Origin of the sequence: Pseudomonas sp. NFACC42-2 (genome assembly GCF_900116055.1) — a bacterium.
Lineage (GTDB): Bacteria > Pseudomonadota > Gammaproteobacteria > Pseudomonadales > Pseudomonadaceae > Aquipseudomonas > Aquipseudomonas marginalis.
Window position 1 is genome coordinate 568,527 of sequence record NZ_FOZO01000003.1, and the last position, 15,305, is coordinate 583,831.

Annotated in this window: 14 protein-coding genes; 6 read left to right on the forward strand and 8 right to left on the reverse strand. The window is 61.0% G+C overall.

Annotated features, from left to right (window positions below):
• Positions 1-64 precede the first annotated feature (64 nt).
• Entirely contained in the window at positions 65-1,048 is a 984-nt protein-coding gene (locus tag BM416_RS09945; RefSeq protein ID WP_092487778.1) for a hypothetical protein, read from the forward strand.
• 85 nt (positions 1,049-1,133) lie between these two features.
• Here the strand turns inward: BM416_RS09945 and adeC are convergent, their stop codons facing one another.
• Genes adeC through BM416_RS09960 form a run of 3 tightly spaced genes read right to left on the reverse strand, consistent with a single transcriptional unit; the run spans position 1,134 to position 6,901 of the window.
• Entirely contained in the window at positions 1,134-2,591 is a 1,458-nt protein-coding gene (gene adeC / locus BM416_RS09950) for an AdeC/AdeK/OprM family multidrug efflux complex outer membrane factor (protein ID WP_065928271.1), read from the reverse strand.
• Positions 2,588-5,749: an efflux RND transporter permease subunit gene (locus BM416_RS09955; protein WP_092487781.1), complete on the reverse strand. Its 3,162-nt coding sequence runs from the start codon at positions 5,747-5,749 to the stop codon at positions 2,588-2,590. The genes adeC and BM416_RS09955 overlap by 4 nt, the downstream gene beginning before the upstream one ends.
• Positions 5,750-5,752: 3 nt before the next feature.
• The gene (locus tag BM416_RS09960) at positions 5,753-6,901 is read right to left on the reverse strand and encodes an efflux RND transporter periplasmic adaptor subunit (RefSeq protein ID WP_065947337.1); all 1,149 of its coding nucleotides are present in this window, start codon (positions 6,899-6,901) and stop codon (positions 5,753-5,755) included.
• 285 nt (positions 6,902-7,186) lie between these two features.
• Here BM416_RS09960 and BM416_RS09965 point away from each other — a divergent pair, with 285 nt between their 5' ends.
• Entirely contained in the window at positions 7,187-7,819 is a 633-nt protein-coding gene (locus tag BM416_RS09965; protein ID WP_027604391.1) for a TetR family transcriptional regulator, read from the forward strand.
• Between the two features lie 306 nt (positions 7,820-8,125).
• On the opposite strand, the gene BM416_RS09970 is transcribed toward BM416_RS09965, so the two are convergent.
• Genes BM416_RS09970 through BM416_RS09980 form a run of 3 tightly spaced genes read right to left on the reverse strand, consistent with a single transcriptional unit; the run spans position 8,126 to position 10,716 of the window.
• A complete protein-coding gene (locus tag BM416_RS09970) occupies positions 8,126-9,181 on the reverse strand; it encodes an alkene reductase (RefSeq protein ID WP_027604390.1) in 1,056 nt (351 codons plus the stop codon).
• Positions 9,182-9,209: 28 nt separating this feature from the next.
• On the reverse strand, positions 9,210-10,376 hold the full coding sequence (locus tag BM416_RS09975) for an MFS transporter (protein ID WP_065938835.1): 1,167 nt from the start codon (positions 10,374-10,376) through the stop codon (positions 9,210-9,212).
• A gap of 13 nt (positions 10,377-10,389) precedes the next feature.
• Positions 10,390-10,716, reverse strand: a complete 327-nt coding sequence (locus tag BM416_RS09980; protein ID WP_027604388.1) for an ArsR/SmtB family transcription factor — start codon at positions 10,714-10,716, stop codon at positions 10,390-10,392.
• Between the two features lie 154 nt (positions 10,717-10,870).
• On the opposite strand from BM416_RS09980, the gene BM416_RS09985 reads away from it, so the two are divergent.
• Entirely contained in the window at positions 10,871-11,455 is a 585-nt protein-coding gene (locus BM416_RS09985) for an acyl carrier protein phosphodiesterase (RefSeq protein ID WP_092487785.1), read from the forward strand.
• A gap of 52 nt (positions 11,456-11,507) precedes the next feature.
• On the opposite strand, the gene BM416_RS09990 is transcribed toward BM416_RS09985, so the two are convergent.
• Both BM416_RS09990 and olsB read right to left on the reverse strand, forming a co-directional pair.
• On the reverse strand, positions 11,508-12,299 hold the full coding sequence (locus BM416_RS09990) for a lysophospholipid acyltransferase family protein (RefSeq protein WP_092487788.1): 792 nt from the start codon (positions 12,297-12,299) through the stop codon (positions 11,508-11,510).
• Positions 12,299-13,054, reverse strand: coding sequence for an L-ornithine N(alpha)-acyltransferase (olsB, locus tag BM416_RS09995; protein WP_027604385.1), 756 nt, complete (start codon positions 13,052-13,054; stop codon positions 12,299-12,301). Before olsB ends, BM416_RS09990 begins: the two co-directional genes overlap by 1 nt.
• Positions 13,055-13,238: 184 nt before the next feature.
• Here olsB and BM416_RS10000 point away from each other — a divergent pair, with 184 nt between their 5' ends.
• The 3 genes from BM416_RS10000 to BM416_RS10010 all read left to right on the forward strand — a co-directional run bounded on the left by BM416_RS10000 (position 13,239) and on the right by BM416_RS10010 (position 15,305).
• Positions 13,239-14,312, forward strand: coding sequence for a serine hydrolase domain-containing protein (locus BM416_RS10000; RefSeq protein WP_092487791.1), 1,074 nt, complete (start codon positions 13,239-13,241; stop codon positions 14,310-14,312).
• On the forward strand, positions 14,309-14,623 hold the full coding sequence (locus BM416_RS10005; protein ID WP_065938841.1) for an amidase: 315 nt from the start codon (positions 14,309-14,311) through the stop codon (positions 14,621-14,623). The genes BM416_RS10000 and BM416_RS10005 overlap by 4 nt, the downstream gene beginning before the upstream one ends.
• 91 nt (positions 14,624-14,714) lie before the next feature.
• On the forward strand, positions 14,715-15,305 hold the full coding sequence (locus BM416_RS10010; protein ID WP_065947339.1) for a YceI family protein: 591 nt from the start codon (positions 14,715-14,717) through the stop codon (positions 15,303-15,305).

Below are 15,305 nucleotides of genomic sequence, written 5' to 3' on the forward strand. Positions count from 1 at the left end.
TATGTTTAACCGCTTCTGCGTCTACTGTCAGGGTTGACAGTAGATGACCCGTTTTTGAACGGCTATGTTCAAGGCGGTGGCAGTACTTTTTCTGGTGCTCAAGGGAGAAGTGCTCATGAGCTTTGGAACAGACATGGGTGAGTTGTTAACGTCGTCGAATACGTTCAACGCGGACCTGATCTTTGGGGGTAACAAGAAGATCCCGATTACATTCGACACATTCGAGTTGATCTATATCGAGGGTGCTCAGTTTTTCATTCGTTTAGGATTTGAGGACAATCCGGGTTCGAGAAATGAACTGACTCTTGAGGCTAAAGAGTTGAAAGCAGGCCAGACCTATCCGATCCGGCCGCAAGCCCCTGGAATCAGGGCAGCTTTTGCCTTGGGAAAACGCATCGAGTATTTTCCCGACGAATATTCGGGGGCCCTGACGGTTGACCGTCTTGAATACAAGGACGGCCATATAGCGCTGAGCATGCAGTTTTCCATCTACTTCAAGCCAGATGGCAAGGGCGATATGGAAGTTGTTTGCCATGCCCTTCAAATTACCTGCGCGTTAGCGAACCACAGCACAACGGGTAAGTTTGTACCCAAGCACCGAGCGCAAGCGAAGGTTCCAGTTTTTTGTGAGATCGACGCCAGTGTCGATGGCAGTTATGACCCCATCGACCTGGGTGATGTATTTTTCGTGATCTACTCAGACTCAAGTTATTTTATTCAGTGCTTGCCCCGTCATGGAGGTGATCGTGCGTCCCTTGAGTTTGCAGGGAGTGCCTTGAAAACCTTTACTGATTATCCAATCACAGGGCCTGGGGGGGCGCCAGAAAGTGTTGATACGCTTCTTATTATGCGGCCTGAATTCTCATACGGGTTTTCTGATCCGACGGGTACATTCCGCGTAAGGCGCACTGAAGATTCAGAGGAAGGGTTCTGGTTTATCGCTGAGTTTAATTTCTCACTCACTGCCCGCAACGCCGATGGAAGAGAAATCGAGTATAAAATTACGAGCCTTAGGTTTCAGGTGCAAGTCAGTGAATTGAGAACTTAACCTTGACACCCAGCCTGTAAAATATCGCGGGCCATAAAAAACCGCCTCCTGATAAGGGAGGCGGTTTTTGTTTATTGCGGCGTTATCAGAACAACTTCAACGCCGGTGCTTCTTCTTTCAACGGCTCGTTCTTCGCAGTCTGCTCGTTCCAGCCACCGCCGAGGGCCTTGTACAGGTTGACCTCGCTGGTCAGTTGCGCCAGGCGGTCGGTGATCAGCGATTGCTGGGCACTGAACAGTTGGCGCTGGGCGTCGAGGAAGGTCAGGTTGCTGTCGACACCGATGCGGTAGCGCCGCTCGGCCAGGCGGTAGTAATCCTGGTTGGCCGCGACGAAGCCACGCTGGGCCTCCAGCTGCTGCTTGTAGGTCTCACGCGCGGCGAGGCCGTCGGAGACTTCCTGGAAGCCGGTCTGGATCGCCTTCTCGTAGTTCGCCACGTTGATCTCTTTCTGGATCTTCGAATAGTCCAGGCTGGCGCGCAGGCTGCCGGCGTTGAAGATCGGGATGTTGATCTGCGGGGCGAACGACCAGGTACCCGAACCGCCTTTGAACAGGCCGCCCAGGGTAGGGCTGGCGGTACCGGCGCTGGCGGTCAGGCTGATGCTCGGGAAGAACGCTGCACGGGCCGCCCCGATGTTGGCGTTGGCGGCCTTGAGGTTGTACTCGGCCTGCACGATGTCGGGACGACGTTGCAGCAGGTCCGAGGGCAAGCCGGCCGGTACGTCGCTGAGCAGGTCATCCGACAGCGGCTTGCTGGCGATATTCGCCGGCAGGCCGGTGCCCAGCAGCAGGGTCAGGCTGTTTTCGTCCTGGGCCACCTGGCGAGTGTAGCGTGCCAGTGCCACGCGGGCATTTTCCACCGAGGTGCGCGCCTGGCTGAGGTCGAGGGCCGACGCCACGCCGACTTCATTACTGCGCGAGGTCAGTTTGAAACTCTGCTCGTACGCGCCGAGGGTGTCCTGGGTCAGCTTGAGCAGTTCCTTGTCGGCCTGCCAGGTCAGGTAGGCATTCGCCACGCTGGCCACCAGGCTGATCTGGGTGCTGCGCCGTGCTTCTTCAGTGGCGAAGTACTTTTGCAGCGCTTCTTCACTCAGGCTGCGCACACGACCGAACAGGTCCAGCTCATAAGAACTGATCCCGAGGCCGGCCGAGTACTGGCTGGTGATGGTCGATTCGCCGGTCTGCGACAGCTTGGCCGGGGTGCGCGAACGGCTGCCGCTGCCCGTGGCCGATACGGCCGGGAACAGGTCTGCACGCTGGATCTGGTACTGCGCCGCATACGCGTCGATGTTCAGGGCCGCGACACGCAGGTCACGGTTGTTCACCAGCGCGGTCTGGATCAGCTGTTGCAGGGCAGGGTCATGGAAAAACTGCTTCCAGCCCTGCTCTGCAGCGGCCTGGCCCGGCGCCTGGGCCGACGAATACGCCGGCCCCTGTGGGAACTGAGCTGCCACCGGCGCTTCAGGGCGCTGGTAGTCAGGGATCAGCGAGCAGCCACTGAGCACGAATGCGGTGACGGCTAAGGAAAGTAGCGACTTGCTCATTGGCCAGCCTCTTGAGGAGTTTGCTTAGGTTCAGTCTTTTTACGTTCGCCCATGGCGGACACGCTCGCAAAGAACAGTGGCACCCAGAAGATCGCCAGCACCGTGGCCGTGATCATACCGCCAATTACACCGGTACCGATTGCGTGCTGGCTGCCTGAGCCGGCGCCCGAGGAGATCGCCAGCGGCAACACGCCGAGGACGAACGCCATGGAGGTCATGATGATCGGCCGCAGGCGCATCCGCGAAGCCTCGATGGCCGCCTCGACGATGCCTTTGCCTTGCTCGTGGAGTTCCTTGGCGAACTCCACGATCAGGATGGCGTTCTTCGCCGCCAGGCCCACCGTCACCAGCAAGCCCACCTGGAAGAACACGTCGTTGGACAAGCCGCGCATGCTGGTGGCGATCAACGCCCCCACCACGCCCAGTGGAACCACCAGGATCACTGCGATCGGGATCGACCAGCTTTCGTACAGCGCCGCGAGGCACAGGAACACCACCAGCAGCGACAGCGCATACAGTGCCGGCGCCTGGGAGCCGGACAGGCGTTCTTCATACGACAGGCCCGTCCAGGCGTAGCCCACGCCCGCCGGCAGCTCCTTGGCGATACGTTCGACTTCGGCCATGGCGTCACCGGTGCTGTAGCCCGGTGCCGGGGTACCGAGGATTTCCATCGCCGCTACACCGTTATAACGCGAGAGCTTCGGCGAGCCGTAGATCCACTTGCCCGAGGCGATGGCCGACAACGGCACCATCTTCCCGGAGTCGCTGCGCACGTACCATTTGTTCAGGTCTTCCGGGGACATCCGGCTGGCCGCTTCACCCTGCACGTAAACCTTCTTCACCCGACCACGGTCGATGAAGTCGTTGACGTAGCTGCCACCCAAGGCAATCGCCAGGGTCTGGTTGATGTTGGACAGCGTGATGCCCTGGGCGCTGGCCTTCTCGTCGTCGACGGTGAGCTCGTATTGCGGCTCATCGTTCACGCCGTTGGGGCGCACACCGGCCAGGATCTTGCTCTGGGCAGCCATGCCCAGGAACTGGTTACGCGCAGCCATCAGCTTTTCATGGCCGACACCGCCCTGGTCTTGCAGGAACACGTCGAAACCGGTGGCGTTACCGAGTTCCAGTACAGACGGCGGCACAATGGCAAACACCATGGCGTCCTGGAAGGTCTGCATGAAGTAACCCTGGGCACGCTTGGCAATCTCGAACACCGAGGTGGACGAGTCGCGCTCATCCCACGGCTTGAGCATCACGAAGGCCAGGCCCGAACTCTGGCCACGACCGGCGAAGTTGAAGCCGTTCACGGTAAACACCGATTTCACGCCTTTGCCTTCGCCCGGCTCGCCTTCCTTGTCATTGAGCAGGTAGGCGCGCATGTCGTCGATGACTTTTTGCGTGCGTTCAGCCGACGAGCCTACCGGGGTCTGCACCTGGGCAAAGATCACGCCCTGGTCTTCATCGGGCAGGAACGCAGCCGGGATGCGCATGAACAGCCAGATCATGCCGGCGATGATCAGGGCGTACACCAGGAACGCCGGGATCTTGTGCTTGATCATGTTACCCACGCCGCGCTCGTAGCTCAGTACGCCACGGTCGAAGGTGCGGTTGAACCAGCCGAAGAAACCACGCTTGGGTTGGCCGTGTTTTTCCGGGTCGATCGGCTTGAGCATGGTGGCGCACAGGGCCGGGGTGAAGATCAGGGCAACCAGTACCGACAACGCCATGGCCGAAACGATGGTGATGGAGAACTGTTTGTAGATCACACCGGTGGAGCCGCCGAAGAACGCCATCGGCAACAGTACCGCCGACAGTACCAGGGCAATACCCACCAGGGCGCCCTGGATCTGGCCCATGGACTTGACCGTCGCCTCTTTCGGCGACAGGTGCTCCTCGGCCATTACCCGCTCGACGTTTTCCACCACGACGATGGCGTCGTCCACCAGCAGGCCGATGGCGAGGATCATGCCGAACATGGTCAATGTGTTGATGGTGAAACCGAACGCCGCGAGGATCCCGAAGGTACCCAGCAGTACCACCGGTACGGTCATGGTGGTGATGATGGTGGCACGGAAGTTCTGCAGGAACAGGAACATCACCAGGAACACCAGCACGATCGCTTCGATCAGGGTGTGCACTACACCGGAGATCGATTCGGTCACGACCGGGGTGGTGTCATACGGCACCACCGCCTTCATGCCAGGCGGGAAGAACGGTTCCAGGGACGCCACGGTGGCACGGATGGCCTTGGCGGTGTCCAGGGCGTTGGCGCCCGACGCGAGCTTGATCGCCATGCCGGAAGCCGGGTTGCCGTTGAACTGCGCGCTGATGCTGTAGTTCTGGCCGCCGAGTTCGATACGCGCCACGTCACGCAGGCGAACCTGGGAACCGTCGGCATTGACCTTCATCAGGATATTGCCGAACTGCTCAGCCGTCTGCAGGCGGGTCTTGCCGATGATGGTGGCGTTCAGCTGGTTGCCGGGCAGGGCAGGCAGGCCGCCCAATTGACCGGTGGCCACCTGGACGTTCTGTGCCGAGATGGCCGTGCTGACATCCACCGGCGTGAGCTGGAAGTTATTCAGCTTGGCCGGGTCCAGCCAGATACGCATGGCGTACTGCGAACCGAACACCTGGAAGTCACCCACACCTGCGGTCCGGGAAATCGGGTCCTGGATGTTGGAAACGATGTAGTTGGACAAGTCATCCTTGGTCATGCTGCCGTCTTCCGACACCAGGCCGATCACCATCAGGAAGTTCTTTACCGACTTGGTTACGCGGATACCCTGTTGCTGCACTTCCTGCGGCAGCAATGGGGTCGCCAGGTTCAGCTTGTTCTGCACCTGGACCTGGGCGATGTCCGGGTTGGTACCCTGGTTGAACGTCGCGGTGATGGTCATGCTGCCGTCGGAGTTACTGTCCGAGGCCACATAACGCAGGTTGTCGATACCGTTGAGCTGTTGCTCGATGACCTGCACCACGGTGTCCTGCACGGTTTGTGCGGACGCGCCTGGGTAGGTCACCTGGATGTCGATGGCGGTTGGCGCGATGGCCGGGTATTGGTTGATGGGCAACTTCAGGATCGACAGTGCCCCGACCAGCATGATCACCAGGGCAATTACCCAGGCGAAAATGGGACGGTCGATAAAAAATTTCGACATGGATTACTCCCCCTGGCCAGGCGCGGCAGCAGGAGCAGCGGCGGAACCGGCGGGCTTGGCGTTGTCAGCCTCCTTGACCTTGACCTCCACACCCGGCTTGACGTACTGCAGGCCTTCGGTGATCACGCGGTCACCGGCGTTCAGGCCTTTCTCCACCAGCCAATAGGCGCCGGCGGTGCGGTTTGCCACCAGTACACGCTGCTCGACCTTGTTGTCGGCGTTGACCACCAGCGCCGTCGGGATGCCCTTGAGGTCGCGGGTCACGCCTTGCTGTGGCGCGAGGATCGCCTTGCTGTTCACGCCGGCTTGCAGCTGGGCGTGTACGAACATGCCCGGCAGCAGGGTGTGGTCAGGGTTGGGGAACACGGCGCGCAGGGTCACGGAGCCGGTGGTCTGGTCGACCGAGACTTCGGAGAATTCCAGCTTGCCGTCATGGCCGTAGTCGCTGCCGTCTTCCAGGGTCAGCTTGACCTTGGCGGCGTTGGCGCCGGCTTTTTCCAGTTGGCCGCTTTCCAGGTCGCGGCGCAGTTTCAGCATTTCCGCCGAAGACTGCGTGACGTCGACGTAGATCGGGTCCAGTTGCTGGATTACCGCCATGGCATCGGTCTGGCCATTGCTGACCAGCGCGCCTTCGGTCACCGAAGAACGACCGATACGCCCGGAGATCGGCGCGAACACCTTGGTGTAGCGCACGTTGATCTGGGCGGTTTGCACGTTTGCTTCCGCGGTCATGCGGTTGGCCACGGCGGTGTCGTATTCCTGGCGGCTGACGGCTTGCTCATCGACCAACTGCTTGTAGCGGTCGGAGATGGACTTGGTCTGGGTCAGGCTGGCTTGTGCGCTTTTCAGCGTGGCTTCATAGACCGACGGATCGATCTGATAGAGCTGCTGGCCTTCCTTCACATCCGCGCCTTCCTTGAACAGGCGCTTGAGGATGATGCCGTTGACCTGCGGGCGAACTTCCGCGATGCGGTAGGCGGTGGTGCGGCCGGGCAGCTCGGACGTCAGGGTATAGGCTTGCGGTTGAATGGTGACCACGCCGACCTGAGGGGCTTGAGCGGGCGGAGCCGCTTCTTCCTTTTTACATCCGCTGAGCAGCGATGCCAGGGCGACGGCAGTGACCAGAGCGGTAACAGCTGGCTTAAGTTGCATGAAGATCCTCGGGTCAGGCGCGCAGGGTGCGCACAAGAAGTGTGGAAGGGTAAAAAACAAGCTGTGAGTGGATAAGTAGCTTGCTACGCAATATACTTACGTTCATGGTTGTTTGTAAACTCTTGACAGGCTTCGCGGATTGTTGACAAAGCAGGCCAAAAGTCTCGATTCCATTACGTTCGGCGCCCATGACGGTGTCGTCCCACAAATATTCGGATGATCGTTAACATCTATTAACACTGCGTTAACGATAGTCTCAGGTGTCCTGATTGAGGTTGTACTGCCATGGTTCGTCGCACTAAAGAGGAAGCTCAGGAAACGCGCAGCCAAATTCTCGAAGCCGCCGAGCAAGCCTTTTATGAGCGCGGCGTTGCACGGACGACGCTGGCGGATATCGCTGCGCTGGCCGGCGTCACGCGGGGCGCTATTTATTGGCACTTCAGTAATAAATCCGATCTGTTGCAGGCCCTGCTGGACACGCTGCATGAGCCACTGGACGAATTGGCCAGGGCCAGTGAAAGCGAGGACGAAGTCGATCCGTTGGGGTGCATGCGCAAGCTGCTGATTCATTTGTTTCATCAGGTGGCCCTGGACCCGAAAACCCGGCGCATCAATGAGATTTTGTTTCATAAGTGCGAATTCACCGATGAAATGTGCGACATGCGCCGTCAGCGCCAGACCCACAGCCTGGAATGCAACCTGCGCATCGGCCTGACACTGCGCAACGCGGTCCATCGCGGGCAACTTCCGGAAAACCTCGACACCACCCGTGGTGCAGTGTGCATCCATGCCTACATCAACGGGCTGATCGGCCAGTGGCTGCTGGTACCCGACAGCTTCCAGCTACATCAGGAGGCCGAACGCTGGGTGGATGCAGGGCTCGATATGCTGCGCCTGAGCCCCAGCCTGCGCAATTGAGACAAAATGCGTAATTGCATCAGGTTGTGTCAACAGTAAAGCCTAAGGACCGTCAATCGTCCTTCTGCCTGATGGGTGGGGTGACTTTATATACGGGCTGGCGGACGGTTGATACATAGCCGCCTAAGTATTTTGTAGGGATTTTGTTGCAAGGCTGTTAAGGAGTGTTTCCCAGGGCAACATAGTGTCAACAATGTGGGAGGGGGCTTGCCCCCGATGGCAGTGGTTCAGTCAACACATACAGTGACTGACGCACCGCTATCGGGAGCAAGCCCCCTCCCACATTTGGTTTCGCGTGTCGGGCGATTACAGCGGCAGCGTCGGGTAATCGATGTAGCCCACCGGGCCCTGGCCGTAGAAGGTTTCCGGATGCGCTTCGTTCAACGGCGCATCGGCTTTCAGGCGTGCTGGCAGGTCCGGGTTGGCAATGAACGGCACACCCCAGGCCACGGCGTCCGCTTTGCCTTCGGCCAGCCAGGCATTGGCGCTGTCCTTGGTGAAACGTTCGTTGGCGATGTACACGCCGCCAAAGGCTTTTTTCAATTGAGGACCGAGGCTGTCCGCACCTGCCTTTTCACGAGAGCAGATGAAGGCGATACCACGCTTGCCCAGTTCGCTGGCGACGTAGGTGAAGGTCTCCTTCAGGTTGTCGTCGCCCATGTCGTGGGCATCGGCGCGCGGTGCCAAATGCACACCCACACGGCCAGGGCCCCAGACCTCGATGGCCGCATCGGTCACTTCCAACAGCAGGCGTGCACGGTTTTCCAGGGAGCCACCATAGTTGTCGGTGCGCTTATTGGTGCTGCTTTGCAGGAACTGGTCGAGCAGGTAGCCGTTGGCGCCGTGGATCTCCACGCCATCAAAGCCTGCGGCCTTGGCGTTCTCGGCGCCGGTGCGGTAAGCGTCGACGATGTCGGCGATTTCAGCGGTTTCCAGGGCGCGCGGCGTCGGGTAGTCGGCCAACGGGCGTACCAGGCTGACATGACCTTTAGCCTGGATCGCGCTCGGCGCCACCGGGGTTTCGCCGTTCAGGTAGGACGCGTGGGAAATGCGGCCCACGTGCCACAGTTGCAGGAAGATCTTGCCCCCTGCGCCATGCACGGCCTTGGTGATATTGGCCCAGCCGCGCACCTGGTCGTTGGACCAGATGCCCGGCGTGTCCGGGTAGCCCACGCCCAGCGGTGTCACCGAAGTGGCTTCGCTGAGGATCAGCCCGGCGGAAGCCCGTTGCACGTAGTACTCGGCCATCAGCGCGTTGGGTACGCGGCCGGCATCGGCGCGGCAGCGGGTCAGCGGTGCCATGATGATGCGGTTCGACAGCTCCAGGTCGCCCAGTTTGATCGGATCGAAAATAGTCGTCATGGGAAAACACCCTTCTCTTTGAAGTTGATCAGTGGGTCGCAGGGGCCAGGTCGGCATCGCCGCCCTGACGGAAAGTAATCAGGGTCACCAGCAGCGCCAGGATCGCCAGGGCCGCTGCCGCCAGAGGCACGCTGCTCAGGCCGAAACCGTGGGCAATCACGCTGCCGCCCACCCAGGCGCCGAGGGCGTTGCCGATGTTGAAGGCGCCGATGTTCAGGGTGGACACCAGGTTCGGCGCGGCCTTGCCGAAGGTCACCACGTTGATCTGCAGCGCAGGTACGGCGGCAAATGAAGCGGTGGCCCAGAGGAACAGGGTGATCTCGGTCGGGATCACGGCGATGCTGGTCCAGGTCAGCGCGGTGGACACCACCGCCATACTGATAAACACGCCGATCAGGGTGGCTGCCAGGCGTTTGTCCGCCAGCTTGCCGCCGATGATATTGCCCACGGTGAGGCCCAGGCCGATCAGCAGCAGGGTCCAGGTCACGCCTTTGGGCGACACGCCGGTGACATCGCCGAGCAGCGGCGCAACATAGGTGAAGAGGGTGAACATGGACGCGGCGAACAGCGCGGTCATGCTCAGCGACAACCAGATGCCGGCACCCTTGAGGGCGGCCAGTTCGGCGCGCATGTCGAGTTTTTCTTCGTCACGCTTGGCCGGCAGGAAGCGGATCAGGCCGATCAGCGCCACTACGCCAATCACCGTCACCGCCCAGAAGGTCGAGCGCCAGCCGGCTTCCTGGCCCAGCGCAGTGCCCAGTGGCACACCAAGCACGTTGGCCAGGGTCAAGCCGGTGAACATCAGGGCCACGGCCGAAGCGCGCTTGTTGGCCGGCACCAGGTTGGCGGCGACCACCGAACCGATGCCGAAGAACGCACCGTGGCACAGCGCGGTGATCACACGGGCAACCATCAGCACGTTGTAGTCACTGGCCAGGGCGCAGAGCAGGTTGCCGATAATGAAGATGCCCATCAACGCTACCAGGGCCGCCTTGCGGGGCAACCTGGCGGTGGCCAGTGCCATAAATGGCGCACCGATGGCCACGCCCAGGGCATAGCCGGTGACCAGCCAGCCGGCGCCGGGAATCGACACGCCGAGGTCCGCCGCCACATCGGGCAGCAGGCCCATGATCACGAACTCGGTAGTGCCGATGGCGAAGGCGCTCAGGGCCAGGATGAGTAGCGAGAGGGGCATTATCGTTTCCTTGTTACAACGTCGCGCTGATTTCAGCGCTGAGTTCAGTGGTAAGCGCCGCGAGGAAGGCTTGGATCACTTCCTCATTGCGCTTGAAAAAGTGCCACTGCCCGGCCTTCTGGCTGCTGATCAATCCCGCCCGTTGCAAGGTGGCCAGGTGGGCCGACACGGTCGACTGGGACAAGCCGCAGCGCTGGTCGATCTGCCCGGCACAGATACCGTATTCGTGGTTGTGCACTTGCTCGGGGAACTGCACTTTCGGGTCTTTCAGCCAGGTGAGGATGTCTCGTCGTACTGGGTGCGCCAGGGCTTTTATTATTTCGTCGAGGTCGATGGACATGGCAGGTGCTCGGTGTCGTAAAGCGTTATATCGCGATGAGGCGAACTTTAAATCGTTATATCCCGATATACCAATATGAATTTGCTCTGAGCTCAGGCTGAATCGGTATATCGGGTTATAACGATACATTGGCGCCAGTGCTAGACTGCGCCGCATGAATTATCTCGCACATCTGCACCTGGGCGGCCAACTTCCTGCGCAACTGCTGGGCAGCCTGTACGGCGACTTTGTCAAAGGCCGCCTGCAGGGCCAGTTCAGCCCGCCAATCGAAGCGGCGATCCAGTTGCATCGCTCGATCGACCGCTTCACCGACAGCCACCCGTTGGTGGGCGAGGCGTTGTCGCGCTTCAGCCTGACCCGCCGGCGCTATGCCGGGATTGTCCTTGATGTGTTCTTCGATCACTGCCTGGCGCGGGATTGGGCGCTGTACGCCGACCAGCCCCTGGAGCACTTCACCTCGCAGGTGTACCGCGTGCTGGCGGCCGAACCGCAGTTGCCGGGGCGGCTGGCGCAGATAGCGCCGTATATGGCCGCGGATGACTGGTTGGGGTCGTACCGCGAGTTTGCGGTGATGGAGCCGGTGTTGCGCGGGATTTCGCGGCGGCTCACACAACCCCAGGAATTAGGGTTTGCGATGCAGGAATTGCGTGAGTTGTATGAGCCGTTGAGTGAAGACTTCCGGATCTTCTACCCCGAACTGCAAGCCTTCGCGCATAACCACCTGACAACACAAAGCTAAATGTGGGAGGGGGCAAGCCCCCTCCCACATTTGGAGCAGTGTCTAGCTCATATCACGCGGCAAAGGCTGGTCGCGCCGCTACTTGTTCAGTCTCCGGCACCGGCCCAAACAACGCCTTCTGCACCGCCTGCTGCGCCTGGAACGCCAGCGCCGCACGTTCCTGCCCGGCGCAGGCAATCGGCTTGAGCACATGGATTTCCACATCGCCCTGGTCATTGCCGAACAGGCGCATCAGGTGCGAGAGCAAATCGTCATCGCCAATGAACGGTGCCAGCGGGTCGATCTGCCCATTGCGCAGATAACGGATGGCCACCGGTTGCAGCGACACATCCGCATCAATCGCACTGGCCAGCAAGCGCCCGTGGAAGGTGCGCAGGCTGCGGCCGTCGGTGGTGGTGCCTTCGGGGAACATCAGCAGCGGGTGCTGTTGTTCCAGATGGCGGGTCATCTGCTTGCGGATCAACTGGCTGTCACCCGAACCGCGACGGATAAACAAGCTACCGGCCTTCGCCGCCAACCAGCCGGCCACCGGCCAGGTGCGCACTTCGGCCTTGGACAAAAACGACATCGGCGCCACTGCGCCCAGCAACGGAATATCGGTCCAGGACACGTGGTTGCTCACCCACAGCATGGGCTGGGTCGGCAACTCGCCGTGCACTGTCACGCGAAAGGGCAGGGCGTTGGTCAGCCGCGCCATGAAGAACCGCGACCAGCGTTGGCGCCGCACCATCGAGTTGGCCACGCCCAAGCGTTCGAACACACCAAACACACTGGCCATGCTCAAGCCCAGCGCCACTACCACCAGTACCCGGGCGATGCGCCCGTACACGCGCAGGCGGCTCATCACATGGCCGCCTTGAAGTGGCGCGCATAGCGCGGGCATAGCTCATCGCGCTTAAGCAGGATGAACACGTCGGCGACCTGGAAATCCTCATCCCAGCACGGTTCGCCGCAGATCTTCGCACCCAGGCGCATATAGGCCTTGAGCAGTGGCGGCATCTCGGCGATTACGTTGGTCGGCAGGTCCAGCGCCGGCAGCGGTTTTTTCGGTTCGGCGCGCAGGTGTTCGTTGCACAGGTAACGTTCGCGCAGGCGCTGCATGATCGCGTGGGCCTGGATGCCGCCGTCGTGCATCGGGATGCTCGCGCAGCCCATCAGATAGCTGTAGCCGCCCTGGTTGAGCACTTCGGCCAACTCGCCCCACAACACGGCGATGGTGCCGCCGTTGCGGTAGGCCGGGTCGACGCAGGTGCGGCCGATTTCCAGGATCGGGCCCTGCAGATGCAGCAGGCCATGCAGGCTGAATTCTTCTTCGCTGTAGAACCGGCCCAGGGTGCTGGCGGCCTGGTGGTCGAGCAAACGGGTGGTGGCGACGAGTCGACCGCTGTTCAAGTCCCGCACGCCGATGTGGCTGCAGTGAACATCATAGTCATCCATGTCCAGGCCGTGTTCCGCGCCTTTGAGCTTGGCGTTGAACTCGCCGCTGAAGACGTTGAAACGCAGGGCCTGGGCTTCCTGCAAAGCCTTGGCGCCAACCAGGCGTTCGGCTTGCAGACGGCGTTCATTGCCGGTGTCGCTGATGCGGGCGATCTGAGTCATGGCGAATCTCCGAGTGCCAGCCACGTTTCGGCCGGTCGACTTTGTTGTCCAAAGTCAGGCTATGTAGCCCCGGTGTCATCTCCATGAAGTTATGGTGACGCTTGGATGACAGGACCTCTGTAGCAAATCTGTCATTGCCCTCGGCTAGGCTCGCGGGCTTGAATGCTCCCTTGAGTGTGTGTCCATGGTCAGAGGCCTGCTGTGCGTTTCCCTGCTGTTCGTCACCGTTACCGCCTGCGCTGAAACCTGGCCCGACAAGGAGTGGGCCAAGGGCACGCCACTCGCAGGACCCGCCGTCGAAGCCCTTGACGCCTATGCATTCCCGCCCCGTGACGACAGTGCCCGCCAAGGCATTCGCACCGACGCGCTGCTGGTGATCCGCGACGGTGTGGTCATCTATGAACGCTACGCCGCGCCGACCACGGCCAGCACGCCACACTTGACCTGGTCCATCAGCAAAAGCCTGATGGCCACGGTGCTCGGCGTGGCCTACGGCGAAAACCGTTTCAAACTGACCGACCCTGCGGCACGCTTTTACCCGCCGATGAAACAACACCCCAAGGTGACCATGGCCGACCTGCTGCACTGGGCCTCGGGCCTCGACTGGCAGGAAGACTATGAATACGCGCCGCTGAAGTCCTCGGTGGTGGCGATGCTTTACACCCGTGGTCGCGCCGATATGGCCGAGTTCGCCGCCAGCACTGAGTCCTTCAGCGCACCGGGCCAGGCCTTTCGTTATTCCAGCGGCGACAGCAATATCCTGTCCGCCGCGCTCAAGGGCATGCTCGGCCACAAGGCGTACATGAGTTACCCCTGGGACGCACTGTTCAAGCCGCTGGGCATTCACAACGCCACCTGGGAAACCGATGCCGACGAAACCTTTGTCGCCTCGTCCTATGCGTTCCTCACCGCGCGTGACCTGGCGCGTGTCGGCCTGCTGATGGCCCGCGACGGGCGCTGGGGGGATCAACAATTGCTGCCCAAAGACTGGGTGGCGTTCAACCGCCAACCCTTCGACAAATACACCGCCGGCCAGGACGAAGCCGTCCCCGGTGGCCAATGGTGGCTCAACCAGGGCGCCCCGAGGCCCTGGCCCGACGCCCCCGCCGACACCTTCGCCGCCCTCGGTCATTGGGGCCAGGCGCTGTACGTGATGCCCGACGAACACCTGGTGATCGTGCGCTATGGCGATGATCGCGACGGCAGCTACCGCCACAACGAACTGCTCAAGCGCGTGCTTGCGGCGGTGCAACCATGATCCGTCGTCGGCCGTTTACCAGCCTGTTTCTCGTGCTGCTGCTTGCCCTGTCGGGTTGGGTGTGGCACGAGCGCGTCAACCTGCAAGCCTTCCCTGACATCATCGCGGCCTATACCGCCAAGGAGTATTGCTCGTGCCGCTATGTGGCGAACAATCCAGCCGACTATTGCCGGGGTTATGTGAAGCAGTACGTGCCCACCAGTGCGTTCAGCGACAACCCGGAGCGTAGCGAAGTGACGGCGAGCGGGTTGGGGCGCACGCACAGCGCGCGGTGGTTGGGGGATCGGCAGGGCTGTCGTCTGAATCCCTGACACAGCGCAAGCCACCCCCCCACATTGGATTTGCGCCGTTCGTGACATTGCGCTTAAGGTTCGTGCAGGTTTTTCGCCCCACGAGTCCTTAATGTTCAACGCGTCTGTTATCAAACCCCTGGCCTTCGCCCTGCTGGCCGCTGCCGTGGTGCCCGCCCATGCCGACTGGTACCTGGACAACGAGTCCTCGCGCCTGTCGTTCGTCACCACCAAAAACACCGAGATCGCTGAAGTCCATCGCTTCCTGGTGCTGCACGGCAAGGTCGACAGCAAGGGCGCGGCGCAATTGGAAGTGGAGCTGGAGTCGGTCAACAGCGGCATTCCGCTGCGCGACGAGCGCATGCGCAACCAGCTGTTCGAGATCAAGACCTTCCCCGAGGCGCTGATCAGCGCACAGATCAACCTGCAACCCATCAATGACCTGGCTCCTGGCGCGCAACTGGAACTGCGCTTGCCCCTGAGCGTCACCCTGCATGGCAAGACCCAGACCTACAGCGCCGAGTTGTTGGCCACGCGCCTGGATGACCGGCGTTTCCAGGTGGTGACCCTGGAACCGGTGGTGTTGCATGCCGAGGATTTCGACCTGGCGCCGGGGGTGGCGATGTTGCGCAAAGCGGCCGGGCTCAAGTCGATCAGTTTGTCGGTGCCGGTGGGTGCGGTGCTGATCTTTACGGCGCGCTGA

Coding starts and splice junctions, on each gene's coding strand:
- BM416_RS09980 (WP_027604388.1), bottom strand. CDS start 10,716: ATGTCCATCGACCTCGACGAAATAATAAAAGCCCTGGCGCACCCAGTA.
- BM416_RS09990 (WP_092487788.1), bottom strand. CDS start 12,299: ATGAGCCGCCTGCGCGTGTACGGGCGCATCGCCCGGGTACTGGTGGTA.
- adeC (WP_065928271.1), bottom strand. CDS start 2,591: ATGAGCAAGTCGCTACTTTCCTTAGCCGTCACCGCATTCGTGCTCAGT.
- BM416_RS09975 (WP_065938835.1), bottom strand. CDS start 10,376: ATGCCCCTCTCGCTACTCATCCTGGCCCTGAGCGCCTTCGCCATCGGC.
- olsB (WP_027604385.1), bottom strand. CDS start 13,054: ATGACTCAGATCGCCCGCATCAGCGACACCGGCAATGAACGCCGTCTG.
- BM416_RS09945 (WP_092487778.1), top strand. CDS start 65: ATGTTCAAGGCGGTGGCAGTACTTTTTCTGGTGCTCAAGGGAGAAGTG.
- BM416_RS09965 (WP_027604391.1), top strand. CDS start 7,187: ATGGTTCGTCGCACTAAAGAGGAAGCTCAGGAAACGCGCAGCCAAATT.
- BM416_RS10000 (WP_092487791.1), top strand. CDS start 13,239: ATGGTCAGAGGCCTGCTGTGCGTTTCCCTGCTGTTCGTCACCGTTACC.
- BM416_RS09960 (WP_065947337.1), bottom strand. CDS start 6,901: ATGCAACTTAAGCCAGCTGTTACCGCTCTGGTCACTGCCGTCGCCCTG.
- BM416_RS09970 (WP_027604390.1), bottom strand. CDS start 9,181: ATGACGACTATTTTCGATCCGATCAAACTGGGCGACCTGGAGCTGTCG.
- BM416_RS09985 (WP_092487785.1), top strand. CDS start 10,871: ATGAATTATCTCGCACATCTGCACCTGGGCGGCCAACTTCCTGCGCAA.
- BM416_RS09955 (WP_092487781.1), bottom strand. CDS start 5,749: ATGTCGAAATTTTTTATCGACCGTCCCATTTTCGCCTGGGTAATTGCC.
- BM416_RS10010 (WP_065947339.1), top strand. CDS start 14,715: ATGTTCAACGCGTCTGTTATCAAACCCCTGGCCTTCGCCCTGCTGGCC.
- BM416_RS10005 (WP_065938841.1), top strand. CDS start 14,309: ATGATCCGTCGTCGGCCGTTTACCAGCCTGTTTCTCGTGCTGCTGCTT.